Here is a 16,941-nt window from a genome sequence, read left to right on the forward strand (position 1 = left end):
CGCTCCTGCTGAGTGTGATAAAAAAACGTGAATTACTGACCGTAATAGGCATTCGCCCCATGCTTTCGGAGAAAGTGCTTGTCCAGCAGGGGCTGCTGCATGTGCGTGATACCGGGCGTCAGCTGGCGGGAGAAAATGCCCATATAGGCGATCTCTTCCAGCACCACCGCGTTGTGTACCGCGTTGTCGGCGTCTTTCCCCCAGGCGAATGGCCCGTGAGCGTTAACCAACACGGCGGGGATCGCGACCGGACTGATACCACGCGTGCGGAAGGCTTCGATGATCACTTCGCCGGTATTGTGTTCGTAATCGTGGGCGATTTCGGCCTCCGTCATCAGTCGGGTGCAGGGAATCGCGCCGTAGAAATAGTCAGCATGGGTGGTGCCCCAGGCGGGCAGATCCTGACCGGCCTGTGCCCAGATGGTGGCGTGGCGCGAATGGGTGTGCACAATGCCACCAATATCGTCAAAGGCCCGGTAGAGCGCCAGGTGCGTCGCGGTATCTGATGAGGGCTTTTTGCTGCCGTCCACCACCCGTCCGCTCTCCAGTTCCACCACGACGATGTCGTCCACTGTCATACCGTCATAGTCCACGCCGGACGGCTTGATCGCCACCAGGCCCTGGGCGCGATCGACAGCGCTAACGTTGCCCCAGGTAAAGGTCACCAGTTGATGGCGCGGCAGCGCCAGGTTGGCGGCCAGCACCTGCTCTTTCATTGCGGCTATGCTCATACTAAACCTCCTTCCTGCATTTTCTGTTCAATCCAGCGCCGGGCCTGGACGATTTCGGCAACCGGTTCTTCGGCTTTTTCTGTCCACATTTCAATCAGGAACGAGCCGCGATAATTCAGTGCTTTGAGTGTGCGGAACACGCCGACAAAGTCGACGCAGCCTTGACCAAAGGGCACGTCACGAAACTGTCCTGGTGAGCTTGCGGTCACGGGTTGAGTATCTTTCAAATGAATGGCGGCGATGCGGTCAATGCCCAGGGTCAGTTCGGCGGTCACATCGTTGCCCCAGGCGCTGAGATTGCCCACATCCGGATACACCGAAAACCACGGTGAAGCCTGCTGCTGCTCCCAGACTTTCCACTTGCTGATGGCGTTCATAAACTCGGTGTCCATGATCTCAACCGCCAGCATCACCTGGGCCGCGGCGGCGCGCTGCACCGCGCGTGACAGCCCTTCGGCAAAGCGCGCCACGGTGCTTTCATCGTGGGGTTCGTAATACACGTCGTAACCCGCCAGCTGAATCGTGCGGATACCGACGTCCTTTGCCAGCTGGATAGCCCGATCGATCAGATCGTCCGCGCGCTGGCGGATCGCCGGATCGTGACTGCCAAAGGGAAAGCGGCGGTGTCCGGACAGGCACATGGAGGGAATGGTGACGCCGGTTTCAATCGTGGCATTCACCAGCGACAGCCGCTGCTCTTTGCTCCAGTTCAGGCGCGCCAGCCGCGCGTCGGTTTCGTCCACCGACATTTCCACAAAATCAAAACCACAGGCTTTTGCCAGCGCCAGGCGTTCAGGCCAGGTGAGGTTCGCGGGCAGGGCTTTCTCGTAAATACCTAACGGATGCTGGTGTTTCATACGGTTCCCCAAATGCTGGCAATGGCCTGATGGAATTCTGCGGCGCGCTGGATGCCGCTGGCGGGATCGCTGAGGGCGCGTCCGGCGATAAACGCCTTAACGTCAACGTCTTTAAATTGTGAAAGATCCTGAGGCGTAATCCCGCCGGTGATGGAGAGGGCGAAACCCAAATCGGATAAGGCTTTCATGGTATCCAGGTCGTGCTGATTCCACTGCTGACCGCTGGCCTGCGCATCCCGGCCACGGTGATAAATGGCCTGTTTTAGCCCCAGTTGCCGCCATTTTCGCGCATCATCCAGCGTCCAGTTGCCAAACAGTTCAATCTGAATATCGCCCTGGTGCTGCTGTGCCACCTCCAGCGCGCTGGCAAAGGTCGCCAGCGGGGCGGCACAGATGACCGTCATCCAGCTTGCGCCCGCCGTAAAGGCCATGTCTGCCAGGGTGCCGCCGGCATCTGCCACTTTATAGTCAGCCACCAGGGTTTTCTCCGGGTGCTGCTGGCGCAGACGGCGCACGGCTTCCACCCCGCAGCTCAGGCACAGCAGCGTACCGGCTTCGATGATATCCACATGCTGATGCAGCTGTTGTGCGGTACTCAGCGCCGCCTCCAGCTCGGTATGATCCAGCGCCAGCTGGAGTAAGGGCAGGCTCATAAGGTGGCTCCTTGTGCATCACTCAGGACGCGGATCAGATGCTGATAACGCTGATACTTCTGCTGATAACGGGCATGTCTTGTGCTGTCTGGCTGCCAGGTCACGATATCCGGCGCTAAGGCCTGCTGCGCCTGTTGCAGCGAGGCGTAAGCGCCCGTCCCGGTTAGCGCGACCAGGGCCGCACCCAGACAGCCGCTTTCGCTGATCTGCGGCACTTCTACCGTCAGGCCGCTGGCATCGGCAAACATCTGCATCCAGGGGGCGGATCGCGTGGGACCGCCGCTCAGACGCAGGGCGGTGACCTGAGGAAAGCGTTGCAGAATGCGGTTCAGATGCGTCAGGTGGGAAAACACCACACCTTCGTAGATGGCCTGCACCAGATGGGCGCGGGTGTGACCCGCCTGCAGGCCAAAGAAGCTGCCGTGCAGATCGGCCCCGGCGTTGGTGCCGTACAAAAAAGGCAGAAACAGCAGCGCGTTGCTGGCGGGTTCGAGATCCGTGACCCACTGGTTTAACAGCTGGTAGTCGCTGATGCCCCACTGTTCACAGAACCATTCCAGGTTGGCCGCCGACGTCGGGCTGGCTTCATGGATCAGGTACTGGCCCTCAATGGCATAGCGGCCATAAACGTAGGGATAGTCTGCTTCATCGCGAATGCAGTCGGTAATGCCGCTGGTCACCGACCAGGTGCCCATCACTGCGTTCAGGCGCGTTGCGTCATTCAGCCCCGCACACAGGGCAGTGGACATCACGTCAAACAGACCGCCGACCACGGGCGTACCGGGAAGCAAACCGCATGCGGCGGCAGCCTGCGAGGTGACATAGCCGGCAATCTGCGTTGACCCAATAATCGGAGGCAGCGCGGGAACGATTTCGCTGATATCCAGCATCTCAGCCAACGCCGGCGACCAGTCGGCGGCCTGCATGTCGTACAGATTGGATTCCGAGATATTGGTTTCTTCACAGGCCAGCTCACCGGTCAGACAGAAACGCAGATAGTCGTGGGCCATCAGCACGCTACCAATCGCGGCATAGCGCTGCGGCTGATGCTGCTTTAGCCAGCGCAGGAGTGAAACCGGATGGCCGGTCCACAGCGTCTGTCGGGTGAGCGGGTAGAGCTGCTGCGGCAGGCCTTCCTGCTGCCACTGTTGGACCAGGCTCAGGGCGCGACGATCCGAAGATAAGATGCCATTCCCCAGTGGATTGCGATCTTTATCCAGCAGAAACAGCCCTTTACCCTGAGCAGAGATGCCTAATCCAGCGACATCGGCGGCATCCTGACCGCTACTGGTCAGGACCTCGCGAATCACCGCTGCCGCTTGCTGCCAGAGCAGCGTCATATCGCGTTCAGCATAACCCGGCTCAGGCACCAGTATCGGCAGGTTTTGCCGTGCAACGGCCAGCTCGCGGCCCTGCATATCGTACAGCCCGGCTTTAATAAAGGTGCCGCCGCAATCCAGTCCCAGCCAGCGTTTCATACTGCCTCCCGTTTCGCAGAATCACAGCGGGCAGGCAGCGTCATGGCCAGCAGCGCCGCCAGCGCCAGCGAAATGGCCAGGCTGTAAACCCCGGCATCTTTGCTGTAGAACGCAATCAGCATGCCGACCATATAAGGCCCGCAGAAACCGCCCAGGTTGCCCAGCGCGTTGATCAGGCCGCGCGCCCCGCCCGCGACCTCGGCATTGAACAGGCGCGGCGGAATACTCCAGAACACGCCCGCTGCAGACTGAATAAACACGCCACAGCCCACCAGCGCCGCGTAGGACCACCAGATGTGTGCTTTAAGCAACACCGACAGCGCCATGCACAGCGCAAAGCCGGCCAGTGGCAGCGCGACAAAAAGCTTGCGCCGACCGGTTGCATCCGACAGAACAGAGAACAGAAACATGCCGAAGATCGCCCCGACATAGGGCAGGATGGCCAGCATACCGACCTGTTCGACGTTGCCGTGGGTCAGCTCTTTCAGAATGGTGGGCAACCACAGGGTGTAACCGTAAATGCCGGTCTGATAGAAAAAATTGACCAGAATCAGCCGCCACATCACGGGCTCGCGCATGACCCGCAGCAGAGAGGCATTACGCACGTTCTGCCCTTTGATCATCAGCTGTTCATTGTGCAGGGTGGTGATCAGATACTGCTTTTCAGCCGGAGAAATCCACGTCGCTTCCTGCGGCCGGTTGCTGATGGTGAAATGCCACAGGGCCATGACCACCAGCGATAATGCGCCTTCCACGTAAAACAGCATGCGCCAGTCCCAGGCGGTAATGATCCAGCCGGAGAGCGGGGCGGTAATGATCCCGGCGATCGGCACAAACATGATCACAATGGCATTGGCGCGACCGCGCTCGGCATCCGGGAACCAGTTGCCGATCATCGTCAGCACCACCGGCAACATGCCGCCTTCGGCGATCCCTAACGCGAAGCGCAGCGCCAGCAGTTGATACTGACTGGTTGCCATACCGGTCAGCATCGAGATGATCGCCCAGGCCAGCAGTGACCAGCCGATAAAGCGTTTGCCATTGCCATACACGGCCAGCTTGCCGCCCGGCACCTGTAAAAAAAGATAACCAATAAAGAAAATGCCGCCCGCCAGTCCGGCCATCGACGCGCTGATGCCCAGTTCGGCGTCCATGCCGCCCGGCATGGCAAAGGCAATATTGACCCGATCCATATAAGAAATGATGCAGGTGATCAGGATGGGTGGAATGATCCTTAGCCAGCGCAGGGCGGGGATCTTCTCACGATTAACGGCGGTCGATGTCAGACTCATGGCATTCCTCCTTGCCTAGACCAGATCGCGGGTGGGGATCTTAACCACCACTTTGCGAATCGGTCCGGGCTTGCCCACCGCGCAATTTGGGCGGTGAATATCCTGCGGGAAAAACACGGCGAAGGTGCCTGGCAGCATGCGCACCAGGGTTTCTTCCGGCGCGTGCTGGTAAAAGATGATGTCGCGCTCGCTGTCGTAAGGCTGATGCACCGGTAAATCCACGGGCTGCGTGGCGACGCCGATGACTTCTTCGCCTGCCACCAGATACTGCACATCAATATGCAGGCGATGCGCTTCCGGGTAGTTCTCTTCAGGCGCGGCGGTGTGCAGATCCAGTACCTGCATGGTCCAGCCCGTTTCGCTGTCCTGGTAACGTCCCGCAGCCATAATGGTCAGGTCGTGGCGGGCGAGACAGGCGATCGCTTTGGCAATCGCCGGGGGATAGTGACGCGGGTCGGTGTTCGCAATATGTCCGGTGATCATGGTTTCCCCCTTACAGCGCCTGAATACGCGCCCAGATGCGATCGTCCACTGGAATACCAAGACGCTGGTTTTCAGCCCGCAGCGGCGGAAACTTATCGCCGGGCAGGCGAATGGCCTGCTCGCTGTCGGCGCGTTCAGCGTTGATAATCGATGCCCGGATACGATCGAGCTTGTGCTGGCGGGTTTCACCATCAATGAGCCGGTCGACATCAATCGCGATAAAGACCTGCGAGATGCCGAATTCATCGCCGTTGTCATGTGTCACTTCGGTGACGGAGGCACCGTTGGAGAGCAGGGTGGCCAGCATGTCCAGCACGACCGACAGCGCGGAGCCTTTCCAGTAACCCATAGGTAAGATGCGGCGGTTTTGCTCAAGGGTGGCCGGATCGCGGGTGTAATTGCCTTCATCATCAAATCCGCCATCGACCGGCAGGCTTTTACCGGCCAGACGGTTCACCTCCAGCATGCCGTAGGAGAACATCGACATTGACATATCCACCATGGTGATCGGCTCGCCCGGCACGGCGATGATCAGCGGGTTAGTCCCGATCGCCCCGCTTTTCGCGCCCCAGGGCGGCATCACGGCAATAGAGTTCGTCCAGCAAATGCCCACAAAGCCCTTTTCCGCCGCCTGCCAGCCATAACTGCCGCCGCGCATCCAGTGATTGGCATTACGCAGCGCCACCAGCCCAATCCCGTGGTCGGATGCCACGGCCATAGCGCGTTCCATCATACTGTGCGCGGTGATGTTGCCGATGGCACGCTGGGCATCCCATTGCTCGATCGCGCCCAGCGACAGGACTTTTTGCGGCTCGGCGTCGGGAACGATATGGCCCGCGTCCAGTTGCTGAATAAAACGTGGGAAGCGGTTTACGCCGTGGGAATACACGCCGTTGAGGCTGGTTTCGGTAAACATATGCGCACAGGCTTCGGCTTTATCCTGGGGCACGTTACGACTCGTGAGTACGCGGAGAAACTCCTCATACAACTGCTGATAGCTGATTCTCATACGACTGATACTCCCAGCGTTGCCGCTTATTTCATAATGTGGAATGTCATTTCAACTAAATGCTATGGGGAAAATACAGGGCAGTCAAAGAAATGACTGAAAAATTAACCATTAAAAATCATGTAGTTATATTTATTGCTGGCTTTTGTGATCTCAGGCTTATTTGCCAGATTTTGCCCACAGAGGGGCCGGTCAGCCACAGACGCGCTGACCTGACAGGTCCTTCTTGCCGATCTGCCTGCGCAGCCGGTTTAGCGCAACGTTACCCGGTAGAGCGAGGTGTTGGCTGTGATATAGAGTTCATTATTATCCGGTCCACCAAGCGTGCAGTTGGATACCGTCTCAGGGATCGGGATTTTGCCTTTACGCGTCCCCTGAGCGTCAAAAATAATCACGCCGTCCGCGCAGCTACAGTAAATGTCCCCGTTGGCATCGACACAAAAGCCGTCCGGGAAGCCCGGCGTGACATCGGCAAAAAATTTCCCCGGCGACAGTTCCCGTCCTTCAACCTGGTAAACCCGGAGCTGATGGCGTCCCAGCGTCGGGAAGTCCACCACCGACATATCGGCCACATAAAGCAGGCTCTCATCGGGTGAGAATGCCAGCCCGTTAGGGCGCTGCAGATCGCTGGCCGCAATACTGAGCTGCCCGCTGACGGGATCAAAACAGTAGAGATAGCAGCCAATCACCTGGCTGGGGGCCAGATAGCCTTCGTGATCGTTAACGATCCCGTAAGGTGGATCGGTAAACCAGATGGTGCCGTCAGAACGGATCGCCAGATCGTTGGGCGAGTTAAAGCGTTTGCCCTCGACTTTGTCGATCAACACGTTGACCGTGCCGTCTGATTCGGTCCGGCTGATAGCCCGGCGGCCATGTTCGCAACTGACGACGCGTCCCTGACTGTCCCGGGCATTGCCGTTGGCATAGTTAGCATGATGACGCCAGATGCTGAGTTCACCGTTGCGCTGCCAGCAGTACATGCGGTTGCCTTTCACATCGCTGAACACCACCGCATCGAGCTGCGGCAGCCATACCGGGCCTTCGGCCCAGATGGCAGGGGAACACAGTTTTTCTACCTGCATGCTGCTGGCCTCCGTTACTTCACGCCCCAGATGGTTTTGTAATGCGCCTGATAACCGTTTTCGGGATCGTAATTGTTCTGCGGCCCGCCATCCCGGCTAATGTTTTCCTGGGTAATTAAGTGCGCGGGCGTCACATAGCCCGAAGGCGGTTGACCGGCGAAGGCGCGGTTGAACTCATCCAGCAGCTGCCAGCCGTGCAGTTTTAACGGTTCAGCCACGGTGGCGACCTGGCTTTCCCCATTGCGAATGCGCTGGAAGGCCGAGATGGACCCATCGCCTGCGGAGATGTTGTAAGGCGCGTTTTTACCGCCTTTGCCTGCGGTTTTCAGCGCCGGTGCCATAAAGTCGAAATAGAGATCGTTGATCGCCAGCGAATACTGCCAACGGTCGCCGTACTTCTGTAACAGGCTGAAGGTCAGCGACGGCATACGGTTAGAGGTATCGGCCAGTGGCGTATCAATAAAGTCGATGACCTTACACTCGCTGCATTTTTCAATTTCCTGCTTCATCGCATTGGCTTTATCCAGTGCGATTTTATACAGCGAGTCGGTAAAGATAATGACCTGGGCTTTGCCGCCCGATTTCACCACGGCGTACTGTGCCGCCAGGCGGGCCACCTCGTTTGAGTCCGAGGTAATGTTATCCGTAATGCCGTACTGCTTAATCGGCCCCGGGGCGGGTTCCGCATGCCACGCCATCAGCACAATCTTTTGCTGCACGGCTTTTTTAAGCGGCATTTTGGCGACGTTGGGGTTCCAGCCGCCAATAATGATGCCGTCAGGACGTTGGGCGATAGCCTGATTCAGGGCAGCGAGCTGATCTTTCACCGATCCCGCGCCGTCCAGCGTATCCAGCTTCCATCCGGCGACTTTCGCCGCCTCGCTCAGCCCCTGTTGCACGCCCTGTACGCCGCCGTTTTTCATATCAGAGGCAATAAAAATCAGTTTCTTATTCGCCTGAAGCTTAGGTCCTGTGGTGGGACCGTCCCAGGTGGTGGCGCTGGACGTGGCTTTGGCGACGGCCGCGGTGGCTTGTTCCAGATAGCTGTCTGCATGTGCGGGCAGAGAGGCTACCAACATGGCAACGAGAGAAAGACCAAATACCGGATTTTTCATAATGAGTTCCCTGGTGTGATGGTTTTTTGCTGTGGGTCAGGTGTGGTCGCTGGCGTGCCCTGACTGCGCACGACGGCTTTTTGGTTCAACATACGGCGACGCTGGGCGTAACCGGCAAGCGTAATCGACAGCAGCAGCGTGGCGCCGTTAAACAAAGGCTCAACCCAGAAGGCCCCGCCAAATTGCTGGATACCGGCGATACCGATAGCCAGAATGGCAATCCCCACCACGGTGCCCCAGACGTTAACCCGTCCCGGACGAATGGTGGTGCTGCCCAGAAACGCGCCCACTAGGGCAGGCAGCAGGTAATCCATGCCGACGCTGGCCTGGCCGACGCCCTGTTCGGCGGCGATCAGCACGCCGCTAAAGCCGGTAATGACGCTGGAGGCGATAAAGGAGCCAATCACGTATTTATTAACGGCAATCCCGTTGAGTCGGGCCGCTACGGGATTACCGCCCACGGCATACATGCATCTGCCCAGCGGCGTATGCTCGGTGACCAGCCATAACACCAGCGCCAGGCCCAGCACATAAAATGCGCCAATCGGGATGCCAACAATTTCCGTGCTGTGCAGGGCACTGAAGGCGTCCGGCAAGTCGCCCACAATCTGTCGTCCGCCGGAGTGCCACAGCGCAATGGCATACAGCACCGTGCCGGAGCCGAGCGTGGCGACAAAGCTGTCAATGTCTGCCAGCGCCACCAGAATACCGTTTAGCAGGCCATACAGCGCTGACAATACCAGCACCGTCAGCACCGCCATCTGCCAGGAAAAACCGTATTCCACCTGCAGCGTAATGGCCAGAATGTGCCACAGCACGATGCCAAAGCCGACGTTCAGGTCGATTTTGCCAACGATCATCGGCAACGTGGCCGCCAGCGCCAGCAGTGCAATTTTTGCCTTACTGGACAGAATCGCCTGCACGGTTAACATCGAGGCAAAAGTGGGGGACAGGACTGAAAACATTAACGCTAACAGCACGCACAACAGCAGTAACCCGTAGCGGGTGAGGATCTGCATCGACCACGGCGCAAAGCCATGCTGGGCAAGGCTGACCCGTTGTTCGAGTGCGGTAGATTTCACCGAGGTTTTAGACATATCGTTTCTCCTGACTGCCTGTTCAGACGGTAGCTAATGGGGCAGCAGAACTGGCTGAGGCCAGCTCCAGTAAACCTGCAAAGGTAACCTGTTCATTTCTCAGTTCACCGACCACCTGGCCCCGGTTAAACACCAGAGCGCGGTTGCAGATATGAGCAATTTCTTCAAGGTCATTGGAAATCACCAGCACCGCCACGCCTTCAGCGAGGGCTTTATTGAGCAGGTGATAAATCTCTTCACGTGCGCCGACGTCCACACCGGCAGTGGGATCTTCAAGAATCAGCAGCGGCGCATTCAGGTGCATCCAGCGTGCCATCACCACTTTCTGTTGGTTGCCGCCGGACAGGGCGCTGATATCCAGGTTCACGTCTTTGGGACGCACATCGAACAGCTGGACTTTCCACCAACTGGCCCCGACCTCAGCGCGGCGACCGTAATGGGACATCAGCCGATGACCGCTGGCGCAAGGATTAATAAACAGGTTCTCGCGCACGCTCATCGACATCACCAGGCTTTCGCCGGTGCGATCGCCCGCCACAAACGAGATGCCCGCGGCCATCGCCTCACGCGGGGAGCGCGGGTGGCAGGATTGGTCGCGGAAGATAACCTCCCCGCTGGTGGACTGCTTCAGACCAAACAGCATCCGACCAATCTCTTCCTGACCGGCACCGCGCAGGCCTGCCAGCGCCAGCATCTCGCCGGGTTGCAGGCTGAAAGAGACCGGGCCGACTTCATCGATGCACAGCTTGTCCAGCGACAGTACAGGCGGGCGGGCTTCGGGCAGGGCAAGGCGCTGATTGCTTTCCAGCGCCTCGCCCACAATCATTTCGACCAGATCGTGAAGCTGGTAATCTGCCGTTACGCCCTCTGCCACCCGTTTACCGTCACGCATCACGCAAATACGGTCGGCAATCTCAATCACCTCATCCAGGCGATGTGTCACATAAATCATGCCGACGTTGCGGCTTTTCAGGCGCTCGATTACGCCAAACAGATGACGCACGTCATTGGCGGGCAGCGAGGCGGTCGGCTCATCCAGCACCAGCACTTCGGCGTTGACCGCCACGGCACGGGCGATGGCCAGCAGCGATTTCTCGGTGCGCGACAGTTCAAAGACGCGGGCATCGGGGTCCAGCTGAATGCCCACTTCTTCCAGGGCCAAACGCGCTCGCTCACGCACCGCCCGCCAGTTAACCAGACCAAAACGGCGGCTGAATCCCATGACCAGCGCCATATTTTCCGCCACGGTCATCCACTCAATCAGTCCGAGATCCTGATGAATAAACGCAATGGGTTGGGTGGTGGCGGTTTTTAACGCAGCGGCGGATGCCGTGACGTTGCCCTGAAAGGTAATTTGCCCTTCATCACTGGTGTACACGCCAGCCAGCACTTTGATCAGCGTGGATTTACCTGCGCCGTTTTCCCCCAATAGCGCCACGACTTCGCCGGGGAAAACGTCCAGGCTCACATCGTTAACCGCAGCGTTACCGCCGAAGCGTTTAGTGATATGGCTGAGTGTAAGAACCGGTTTATCCGGATGAGGTTGCATTCCTGCCTCCCGTGACGCCTGGTGAGTATCAGCAGCAAGAGCGGCGACCGCTCGTTGCTAATTTCAATATGTGAAATACTATTCCAAAAAATAGTATTCCTGCCGCCGGGGAAAAGCAAAGAAGCAGAGCGGATATTTATTCATAAGAAACAGTAAGTTAAAATATTGTTTTGAATTTGTGATGAACAACGCACTTCTGCCAGGACGGAACAGACCTGTCCGGCCACACTAAAAAAGCGAAAGATTCCCAGCCGCTATGCCATGAGTTAACATCATGCGTTAGCGCGTTCAGGAAGTGAGAAACGGAGAGGATCGGTGGATGGCGGTGAAAGTGGATAAAGCAAAGGAAACGAAGGGCGATAAGCCATTAGGGACACAGAGCCTGTTTCGTGGCCTGCAGTTAATTGAATTATTGAGTAATTATCCCAACGGTTGCCCGCTGGCCCATCTTGCTGAACTGTCTGGAATGAACAAAAGCACCGTACACCGCCTGCTACAGGGATTGCACAGCAGTGGTTACGTGACGCAGGCACCTTCGCCTGGTAGCTATCGCTTAACCACCAAGTTTATTTCGGTCGGGCAGAAGGCGCTGTCGTCGCTCAATATTATTCACGTCGCCGCGCCACATCTGGAAAAACTGAATCTGGACGTGGGCGAAACCGTGAACTTCTCCAGCCGTGAAGATGACCACGTAGTCCTGATCAACAAGTTAGAACCCACGACCGGCATGATGCGTACCCGTGCCTATATCGGTCAGCATATGCCGCTTTACTGTTCGGCCATGGGAAAAATCTTTCTGGCCTGGGGCAGCGAAGAGTACCTGCTGCAATACTGGCAAAATCATCAGGACAGCATTGAGCAACTGACGAAAAATACCATTACCACGCTGCCTGAGATGCAGCGGGAACTTAACGATATTCTTCAGCAGCGCACCGCGATGGATCGTGAAGAAAATGAACTGGGCGTCACCTGTATTGCCGCGCCGGTGTTTGATATCCAGCAGCGTGTCCCTTATGCGGTATCGGTCTCGCTGCCGACGGCGAAGCTGCAACAGATTGGTGCGAAAAACCTGATGGCGAAGGTGGTTGCCACGGCGCAGGCCATTTCAGAGGAGCTGGGTTGCACCGCCTGAGAACGGCCTTTTCATGCTGCCGCCAGCCGCAGGTTGTCACCACGGCGTTATGCTTCGTTTTCGGGCAGCGAGCCGTCCCCGGCACCGAGCGCGCGCTGCATCAGCACCGTATCCAGCCAGCGGCCGTGCTTGAATCCCACTGACGTCAGCGTACCGATCACGCTGAAACCGGCGGCGCGGTGCAGGGCAATGGAGGCTGCGTTGGCGCTGTCACCCACATTCCCCACCATCTGGCGAAAACCACGCGTTTCAGCCCAGTCGATAGCATGGGCCAGCAGGCGTTTACCGATGCCTTTTCCCTGAAATGCCGGATCGATATACAGAGAGTCTTCAAGGGTAAACCGGTAGGCATAACGGGGCCGGTAAAAGCCCAGATAGCAGTAACCACAAACCTGTCCTTCACTCACCGCGACGAACCAGGGCAGCCCGGCGGCGCGAAGTTTTTCCAGTCGGCTGGCTATCTCTGCCTCGTCGGGCGGAACGATTTCAAAACTGCCTGTACCCCGTAAGACGTGGTAGGCGTAAATCTGGTGTATTGCCGGAACATGGCTGTCTTCTGCCAGGATGATTTTCATTTCCCTGTTTCCCTGCCTGTTGCGTTGCAAAAGCGCAGCGGCAGCAGAATATGCATTGCCGCACGCCGCGATCATTAACCGAATCTCTCCCCGGCTTGCAGCACGCAAGCGGTGGGCGCGTTACGCTGCGCACCTCCCCCGGACCCATGGTTCAGTGCGGCAGTGAATATCAAGAAGAATACGCAGGTCAGGCTGACAAATTCCAGCCTCTGTAGGCATCATCAATGGCCTTTTGGCCCTGCAAAAAGCATTTTGGCAGATCGAGGCCCGAGTACAGTGTCTGGTAGCGCCTGCGGTTTGCGGGGGTAATCAACGCGATGTGCTTTATCATTGCCCCTTTCACGCTATCCACCCCGCCCTCAAGCCCGCCCTGGCGGGGGGAGCTGGCGTAGCAACGTCTGAAATAACGCAGCAAACTGACGAGCGTGGATACATCAAGAAGAATGTAGCCGGTTGCCCGCGCCAGCCTTGCGTTAAGACAGTTGGTGTAGTTGCCGTCCATCACCCAGCAATCCTGATGGATGGCCTGATGATGTAAATGCAAAAACTCAGCCTCATCTCTTGGCTGCCAGTCGGTATGGGGCAGGTGATAAAGTTGATCAAGATGAATGGCAGGCAGGGCGGTTTTACGTGCGAGCGCGCTCGCAAGCGTTGATTTCCCGCTGTTAGACGGCCCCATAATACAGATGCGCGGCCCCAGATTCTCAAGCGTTATTAATGCGCTCATGGCGGCGCCCTTCTGTCTGCTGGCCCTGCGGCGGGCGGCTGTGGCGGATTGCACACCGCCAGGCGCGCGGGGCAAAATTCAGGAAGATTATACTGACCCTTCTTTTTCAATCACCAGCACTCTTGCTTCACCCTGCGGATGGGCGACGTGCTCGGTTCCAGTGCTGGCATAAAAAATATCGCCCGTTTCTAAGCGGATTTTCTTTGTTTCTCCCGCTTCCCGATAATGCATGTCTACGCAGCCATCCATGACGGCAAACACTTCCTGACCATCATTGATATGCCATTTATAGGGCTTATCCGTCCAGTGAAGCCGCACGGTGGTGCCCTCAAAATTGGCAATGTCGACGGCACCCCAGGCCTTTTCGGCGGTGAAAGTTTTGCTGATAAACGTTTTCATCTGTTCCCTGCTGGTCTGAACGCATGTGAGGCGAGTTATAGCGCATCAGCCAGGGCGTGACTTGCAAAAAATTGCGGCTATTTGTGGGGTGATGATGACGCCACCGAAGGTTTTTCAGCTCGCTGACAGGATGAAAAAACAGGCGCGAGCTTTACCTGTTGCTGCTGCCAGCTCAGACATCACGATCCTCAGTTAGCCTTGCTGATTATTGTGGCGCTAAGTTTAGTGCGGTGCACGAGCAATCTTGTAATGAATGTTATTGATAATGATTATTAATTGCATTAAATTCTTTCGACGTAAAAAAGTACATAACAATTCCAGCAATTTTTTACGGTGATCGACCAGAAAACCATTTTTCTTTAAGCCAGCAAGTGAGCGAATACTAACTATTAATCAGGTAATTCGCACATGTCTTTACTTCCTCAGGGATCCACCTGCCAGCACCTGTTGCGCGTGGCAGTTTTATCATCAGCCGTTCATGCCGCATGCAGTTATGCTGCTGATGACAATGCGGCCAGTGAACCCACGATGACCGTTATCGCCCCGAAGCAACAGGCTGGGAGCAAAACTACACTGACAGCGGGCGACCTGCAAAGGCGTGCAGCAAATGACTTCGGCTCGATAATGCGTTACGAGCCGCTAATTAGCGCCACCGGTGCAGCCGGAGGATCGTCGGCAGGTAAAAGTGGTTTTGACCGTTCCGGTTACACAGGTTACAACATCCGCGGTCTGGAAAGTAACCGGGTCGGGCTGGATATTGACGGTATACCGATTCCGGATGCCACGGGCCGTCCTTACGTTAGCCGTTCAGGTAACAATACCTTTGGTATTGGGCGTGACTATATCGATCCCTACATGTTTAACAGCGTTGATATTGAGAAAGGAGCAACCTCTGTAGAGCAGCCGAATACCGCAATTGGTGGCAACGTGTCGTTTCATAATAAATCACCGGATGATTACCTCAGTAGTGTCAGGGAGAGCTGGTTGGGTTATCAGAGCAATTACAGTTCAGATGATCACAGCTGGCACAACGGAATAACGGCAGCTGCAGGGGATGATGAATGGCGCGGATTGCTGGTTTACAGTCGCCGCGATGGCCAGCAAACCCGGAATAACAGCGGTGTGAAACAGGCTTTTCCGGCCAACTGGCATTCGAACGCTTTTATGGCTTCCGGGATTTGGCAGCCCAACGATCAACATAAATTGAGCGCCAATGTTGATTATTATCAGAAAACACTTCACAGCCATTACGATATCTGGGATGGCAGAGGTAATGCCGTCTGGGGAAGCGCGCAGCAACAGAGTGATACGCGTCGTTTGGGCATCAACCTCGCTGATGAATGGACACCGGACAGCGGCGTTATTGATACCCTGACGACACGGGTTTACTGGCAGCAAACTCAGGCCCACGACAATACGTATCTGCCAACCAGTCCAGGTGAGTTTGGCTTCGTTTATTCTGATTACAACGTTGACACCTATGGTTTTGACACGCGCGCCAGTAAAACGCTGGGTCGCCATGAGTTAAGTGCGGGTTTTAACACGCGGCTGAATAATACCGAGCGTCCATTTCGCCAGGCTCCGCCATCTGACGCAACGGGTGTAATTACCCAGCCGCAGTCAGACAGTCGCGCATGGACAGCTGCGGGTTTTCTTCAGGACAAGATTAACTTTGATCTTAATAACCATAACGCTGCCATTATTCCCGGCGTAAGGGTGATGTATCAACGTACTCAGCCGAAAGACCTTGGCGATCTGACTCACGGCAGTACCGTTCTGACCAGCGAGCAGGTTGAGAAGCTTTATAGCAAAACGAACGCTGATACCCAACTGCTGCCCTCCCTGACGTTGCAATACGATGTGATGCCGACCTTAACCACCTGGATCCAGTATAAACGCGGTGTTGAGTTTCCTACACCCAGCCAGCTGTATGGCTCATGGAATCTGGGGTCAAGCTATGCCGGCAGTCAGCAATATGCGTTGATTGGTAATACCGATCTGAAAACGGAAACCAGCGACAATATTGAATGGGGGCTAAAAGGGCAGGCGACGAAAGGCATAACAGTTAACACCTCCGTATTCTATAACCAGTATAAAAACTTCATTGCCTATACGCGGTATCGCCGCGCCACCAACCCGGAGATGTTCGTGAATGTGCCACGTAACATCTACACCAGTTTTCAGGCTGAAAACCGTGACAAGGCTTATATCTACGGGGCAGAGATCTCAAGCAAGGTGGAGTATGGCGCCTGGTTCCCGCAGGTTGACGGACTGAGCAGTACTTTTGCTTTGGGCTATAACCAGGGGAAATCGAAGTCCAGCTATTTAGGTGACAAATACATCGATCTCGACAGCGTAGCCCCGCTTAAAGCCATTGTTGGGCTGGCCTGGGACGACAGACAACATGGTTATGGCGCAGCGCTAACCGCCACCTTTGTAAAGGGTAAACAGGCTACGGCGACAAGCCGTGAAAATTACAGTAATACCGGTACGACGCTTGCCGATCCTACCAGCGAGTACAGGCGGGTTCCCGGTTACGGTATGGTCGATGCTACTGCTTACTGGCAAGTGGCAAAAGCTGTCAGGCTGAGTGGTGGCATTTATAACCTCACTAATCGCAAGTACTGGGATTATTTGAGTAGCCGTACGCTGACCAGCGGCACAGCGCAGGAACGCAACGATATTAATTTATCTGTGATGCCGGGCCGTACTTTTCAGTTAGGCGTAAACGTCGATTTTTAATCGCTTCTCGCCCTGTAATG

16 protein-coding genes are annotated in these 16,941 nt (G+C 56.4%); 2 read left to right on the forward strand and 14 right to left on the reverse strand.

Annotated features, from left to right (window positions below):
- Positions 1 to 32: 32 nt before the first annotated feature.
- The 11 genes from araD to CMR03_RS09885 all read right to left on the reverse strand — a co-directional run bounded on the left by araD (position 33) and on the right by CMR03_RS09885 (position 11,346).
- The gene (araD, locus tag CMR03_RS09835) at positions 33 to 731 is read right to left on the reverse strand and encodes an L-ribulose-5-phosphate 4-epimerase (RefSeq protein WP_063878077.1); all 699 of its coding nucleotides are present in this window, start codon (positions 729 to 731) and stop codon (positions 33 to 35) included.
- A complete protein-coding gene (locus tag CMR03_RS09840) occupies positions 728 to 1,588 on the reverse strand; it encodes an L-ribulose-5-phosphate 3-epimerase (protein ID WP_063878078.1) in 861 nt (286 codons plus the stop codon). Before CMR03_RS09840 ends, araD begins: the two co-directional genes overlap by 4 nt.
- Positions 1,585 to 2,241, reverse strand: a complete 657-nt coding sequence (gene ulaD / locus CMR03_RS09845) for a 3-keto-L-gulonate-6-phosphate decarboxylase UlaD (protein WP_096011430.1) — start codon at positions 2,239 to 2,241, stop codon at positions 1,585 to 1,587. The genes CMR03_RS09840 and ulaD overlap by 4 nt, the downstream gene beginning before the upstream one ends.
- Positions 2,238 to 3,719 (reverse strand): FGGY-family carbohydrate kinase, encoded by a 1,482-nt coding sequence (locus CMR03_RS09850; RefSeq protein ID WP_096011431.1) that lies wholly within the window; start codon positions 3,717 to 3,719, stop codon positions 2,238 to 2,240. The genes ulaD and CMR03_RS09850 overlap by 4 nt, the downstream gene beginning before the upstream one ends.
- A complete protein-coding gene (locus CMR03_RS09855) occupies positions 3,716 to 5,011 on the reverse strand; it encodes an MFS transporter (protein ID WP_063878081.1) in 1,296 nt (431 codons plus the stop codon). Before CMR03_RS09855 ends, CMR03_RS09850 begins: the two co-directional genes overlap by 4 nt.
- A gap of 15 nt (positions 5,012 to 5,026) precedes the next feature.
- Positions 5,027 to 5,494, reverse strand: a complete 468-nt coding sequence (locus CMR03_RS09860) for a NanQ anomerase/TabA/YiaL family protein (protein ID WP_096011432.1) — start codon at positions 5,492 to 5,494, stop codon at positions 5,027 to 5,029.
- Between the two features lie 10 nt (positions 5,495 to 5,504).
- A complete protein-coding gene (gene yiaK / locus CMR03_RS09865; RefSeq protein ID WP_063878083.1) occupies positions 5,505 to 6,503 on the reverse strand; it encodes a 3-dehydro-L-gulonate 2-dehydrogenase in 999 nt (332 codons plus the stop codon).
- A gap of 251 nt (positions 6,504 to 6,754) precedes the next feature.
- Positions 6,755 to 7,585 carry an SMP-30/gluconolactonase/LRE family protein gene (locus tag CMR03_RS09870; RefSeq protein ID WP_096011433.1) on the reverse strand — a complete coding sequence of 277 codons (831 nt, stop codon included), beginning with the start codon at positions 7,583 to 7,585 and terminating at the stop codon, positions 6,755 to 6,757.
- 14 nt (positions 7,586 to 7,599) lie between these two features.
- On the reverse strand, positions 7,600 to 8,700 hold the full coding sequence (locus tag CMR03_RS09875; RefSeq protein WP_063878085.1) for an ABC transporter substrate-binding protein: 1,101 nt from the start codon (positions 8,698 to 8,700) through the stop codon (positions 7,600 to 7,602).
- Positions 8,697 to 9,797, reverse strand: coding sequence for an ABC transporter permease (locus CMR03_RS09880; RefSeq protein ID WP_063878086.1), 1,101 nt, complete (start codon positions 9,795 to 9,797; stop codon positions 8,697 to 8,699). Before CMR03_RS09880 ends, CMR03_RS09875 begins: the two co-directional genes overlap by 4 nt.
- A gap of 22 nt (positions 9,798 to 9,819) precedes the next feature.
- Positions 9,820 to 11,346, reverse strand: a complete 1,527-nt coding sequence (locus CMR03_RS09885; protein WP_096011434.1) for a sugar ABC transporter ATP-binding protein — start codon at positions 11,344 to 11,346, stop codon at positions 9,820 to 9,822.
- A 319-nt stretch (positions 11,347 to 11,665) separates the two neighbouring features.
- Between CMR03_RS09885 and CMR03_RS09890 the strand changes: the two genes are divergently transcribed.
- The gene (locus tag CMR03_RS09890) at positions 11,666 to 12,478 is read left to right on the forward strand and encodes an IclR family transcriptional regulator (protein WP_096011435.1); all 813 of its coding nucleotides are present in this window, start codon (positions 11,666 to 11,668) and stop codon (positions 12,476 to 12,478) included.
- A 47-nt stretch (positions 12,479 to 12,525) separates the two neighbouring features.
- Here the strand turns inward: CMR03_RS09890 and CMR03_RS09895 are convergent, their stop codons facing one another.
- The 3 genes from CMR03_RS09895 to CMR03_RS09905 form a co-directional block, all read right to left on the reverse strand.
- Positions 12,526 to 13,053 carry a GNAT family N-acetyltransferase gene (locus CMR03_RS09895; RefSeq protein ID WP_063878089.1) on the reverse strand — a complete coding sequence of 176 codons (528 nt, stop codon included), beginning with the start codon at positions 13,051 to 13,053 and terminating at the stop codon, positions 12,526 to 12,528.
- 187 nt (positions 13,054 to 13,240) lie between these two features.
- Positions 13,241 to 13,780: a P-loop NTPase family protein gene (locus CMR03_RS09900; RefSeq protein WP_063878090.1), complete on the reverse strand. Its 540-nt coding sequence runs from the start codon at positions 13,778 to 13,780 to the stop codon at positions 13,241 to 13,243.
- Between the two features lie 87 nt (positions 13,781 to 13,867).
- A complete protein-coding gene (locus tag CMR03_RS09905) occupies positions 13,868 to 14,179 on the reverse strand; it encodes a cupin domain-containing protein (protein WP_096011436.1) in 312 nt (103 codons plus the stop codon).
- 408 nt (positions 14,180 to 14,587) lie between these two features.
- Here CMR03_RS09905 and CMR03_RS09910 point away from each other — a divergent pair, with 408 nt between their 5' ends.
- Positions 14,588 to 16,921 carry a TonB-dependent receptor domain-containing protein gene (locus tag CMR03_RS09910; protein WP_096011437.1) on the forward strand — a complete coding sequence of 778 codons (2,334 nt, stop codon included), beginning with the start codon at positions 14,588 to 14,590 and terminating at the stop codon, positions 16,919 to 16,921.
- Positions 16,922 to 16,941: the final 20 nt, after the last annotated feature.

This window comes from Pantoea allii (assembly GCF_002307475.1).
GTDB classification, from domain to species: domain Bacteria; phylum Pseudomonadota; class Gammaproteobacteria; order Enterobacterales; family Enterobacteriaceae; genus Pantoea; species Pantoea allii.

What these genes read in the sequence shown, in the direction of transcription:
- CMR03_RS09900 (WP_063878090.1), bottom strand. Translation starts at nt 13,780, where the DNA reads ATGAGCGCATTAATAACGCTTGAGAATCTGGGGCCGCGCATCTGTATT.
- CMR03_RS09855 (WP_063878081.1), bottom strand. Translation starts at nt 5,011, where the DNA reads ATGAGTCTGACATCGACCGCCGTTAATCGTGAGAAGATCCCCGCCCTG.
- yiaK (WP_063878083.1), bottom strand. Translation starts at nt 6,503, where the DNA reads ATGAGAATCAGCTATCAGCAGTTGTATGAGGAGTTTCTCCGCGTACTC.
- CMR03_RS09905 (WP_096011436.1), bottom strand. Translation starts at nt 14,179, where the DNA reads ATGAAAACGTTTATCAGCAAAACTTTCACCGCCGAAAAGGCCTGGGGT.
- CMR03_RS09850 (WP_096011431.1), bottom strand. Translation starts at nt 3,719, where the DNA reads ATGAAACGCTGGCTGGGACTGGATTGCGGCGGCACCTTTATTAAAGCC.
- CMR03_RS09910 (WP_096011437.1), top strand. Translation starts at nt 14,588, where the DNA reads ATGTCTTTACTTCCTCAGGGATCCACCTGCCAGCACCTGTTGCGCGTG.
- CMR03_RS09895 (WP_063878089.1), bottom strand. Translation starts at nt 13,053, where the DNA reads ATGAAAATCATCCTGGCAGAAGACAGCCATGTTCCGGCAATACACCAG.
- ulaD (WP_096011430.1), bottom strand. Translation starts at nt 2,241, where the DNA reads ATGAGCCTGCCCTTACTCCAGCTGGCGCTGGATCATACCGAGCTGGAG.
- CMR03_RS09880 (WP_063878086.1), bottom strand. Translation starts at nt 9,797, where the DNA reads ATGTCTAAAACCTCGGTGAAATCTACCGCACTCGAACAACGGGTCAGC.
- CMR03_RS09875 (WP_063878085.1), bottom strand. Translation starts at nt 8,700, where the DNA reads ATGAAAAATCCGGTATTTGGTCTTTCTCTCGTTGCCATGTTGGTAGCC.
- CMR03_RS09870 (WP_096011433.1), bottom strand. Translation starts at nt 7,585, where the DNA reads ATGCAGGTAGAAAAACTGTGTTCCCCTGCCATCTGGGCCGAAGGCCCG.
- CMR03_RS09840 (WP_063878078.1), bottom strand. Translation starts at nt 1,588, where the DNA reads ATGAAACACCAGCATCCGTTAGGTATTTACGAGAAAGCCCTGCCCGCG.
- CMR03_RS09860 (WP_096011432.1), bottom strand. Translation starts at nt 5,494, where the DNA reads ATGATCACCGGACATATTGCGAACACCGACCCGCGTCACTATCCCCCG.
- araD (WP_063878077.1), bottom strand. Translation starts at nt 731, where the DNA reads ATGAGCATAGCCGCAATGAAAGAGCAGGTGCTGGCCGCCAACCTGGCG.
- CMR03_RS09885 (WP_096011434.1), bottom strand. Translation starts at nt 11,346, where the DNA reads ATGCAACCTCATCCGGATAAACCGGTTCTTACACTCAGCCATATCACT.
- CMR03_RS09890 (WP_096011435.1), top strand. Translation starts at nt 11,666, where the DNA reads ATGGCGGTGAAAGTGGATAAAGCAAAGGAAACGAAGGGCGATAAGCCA.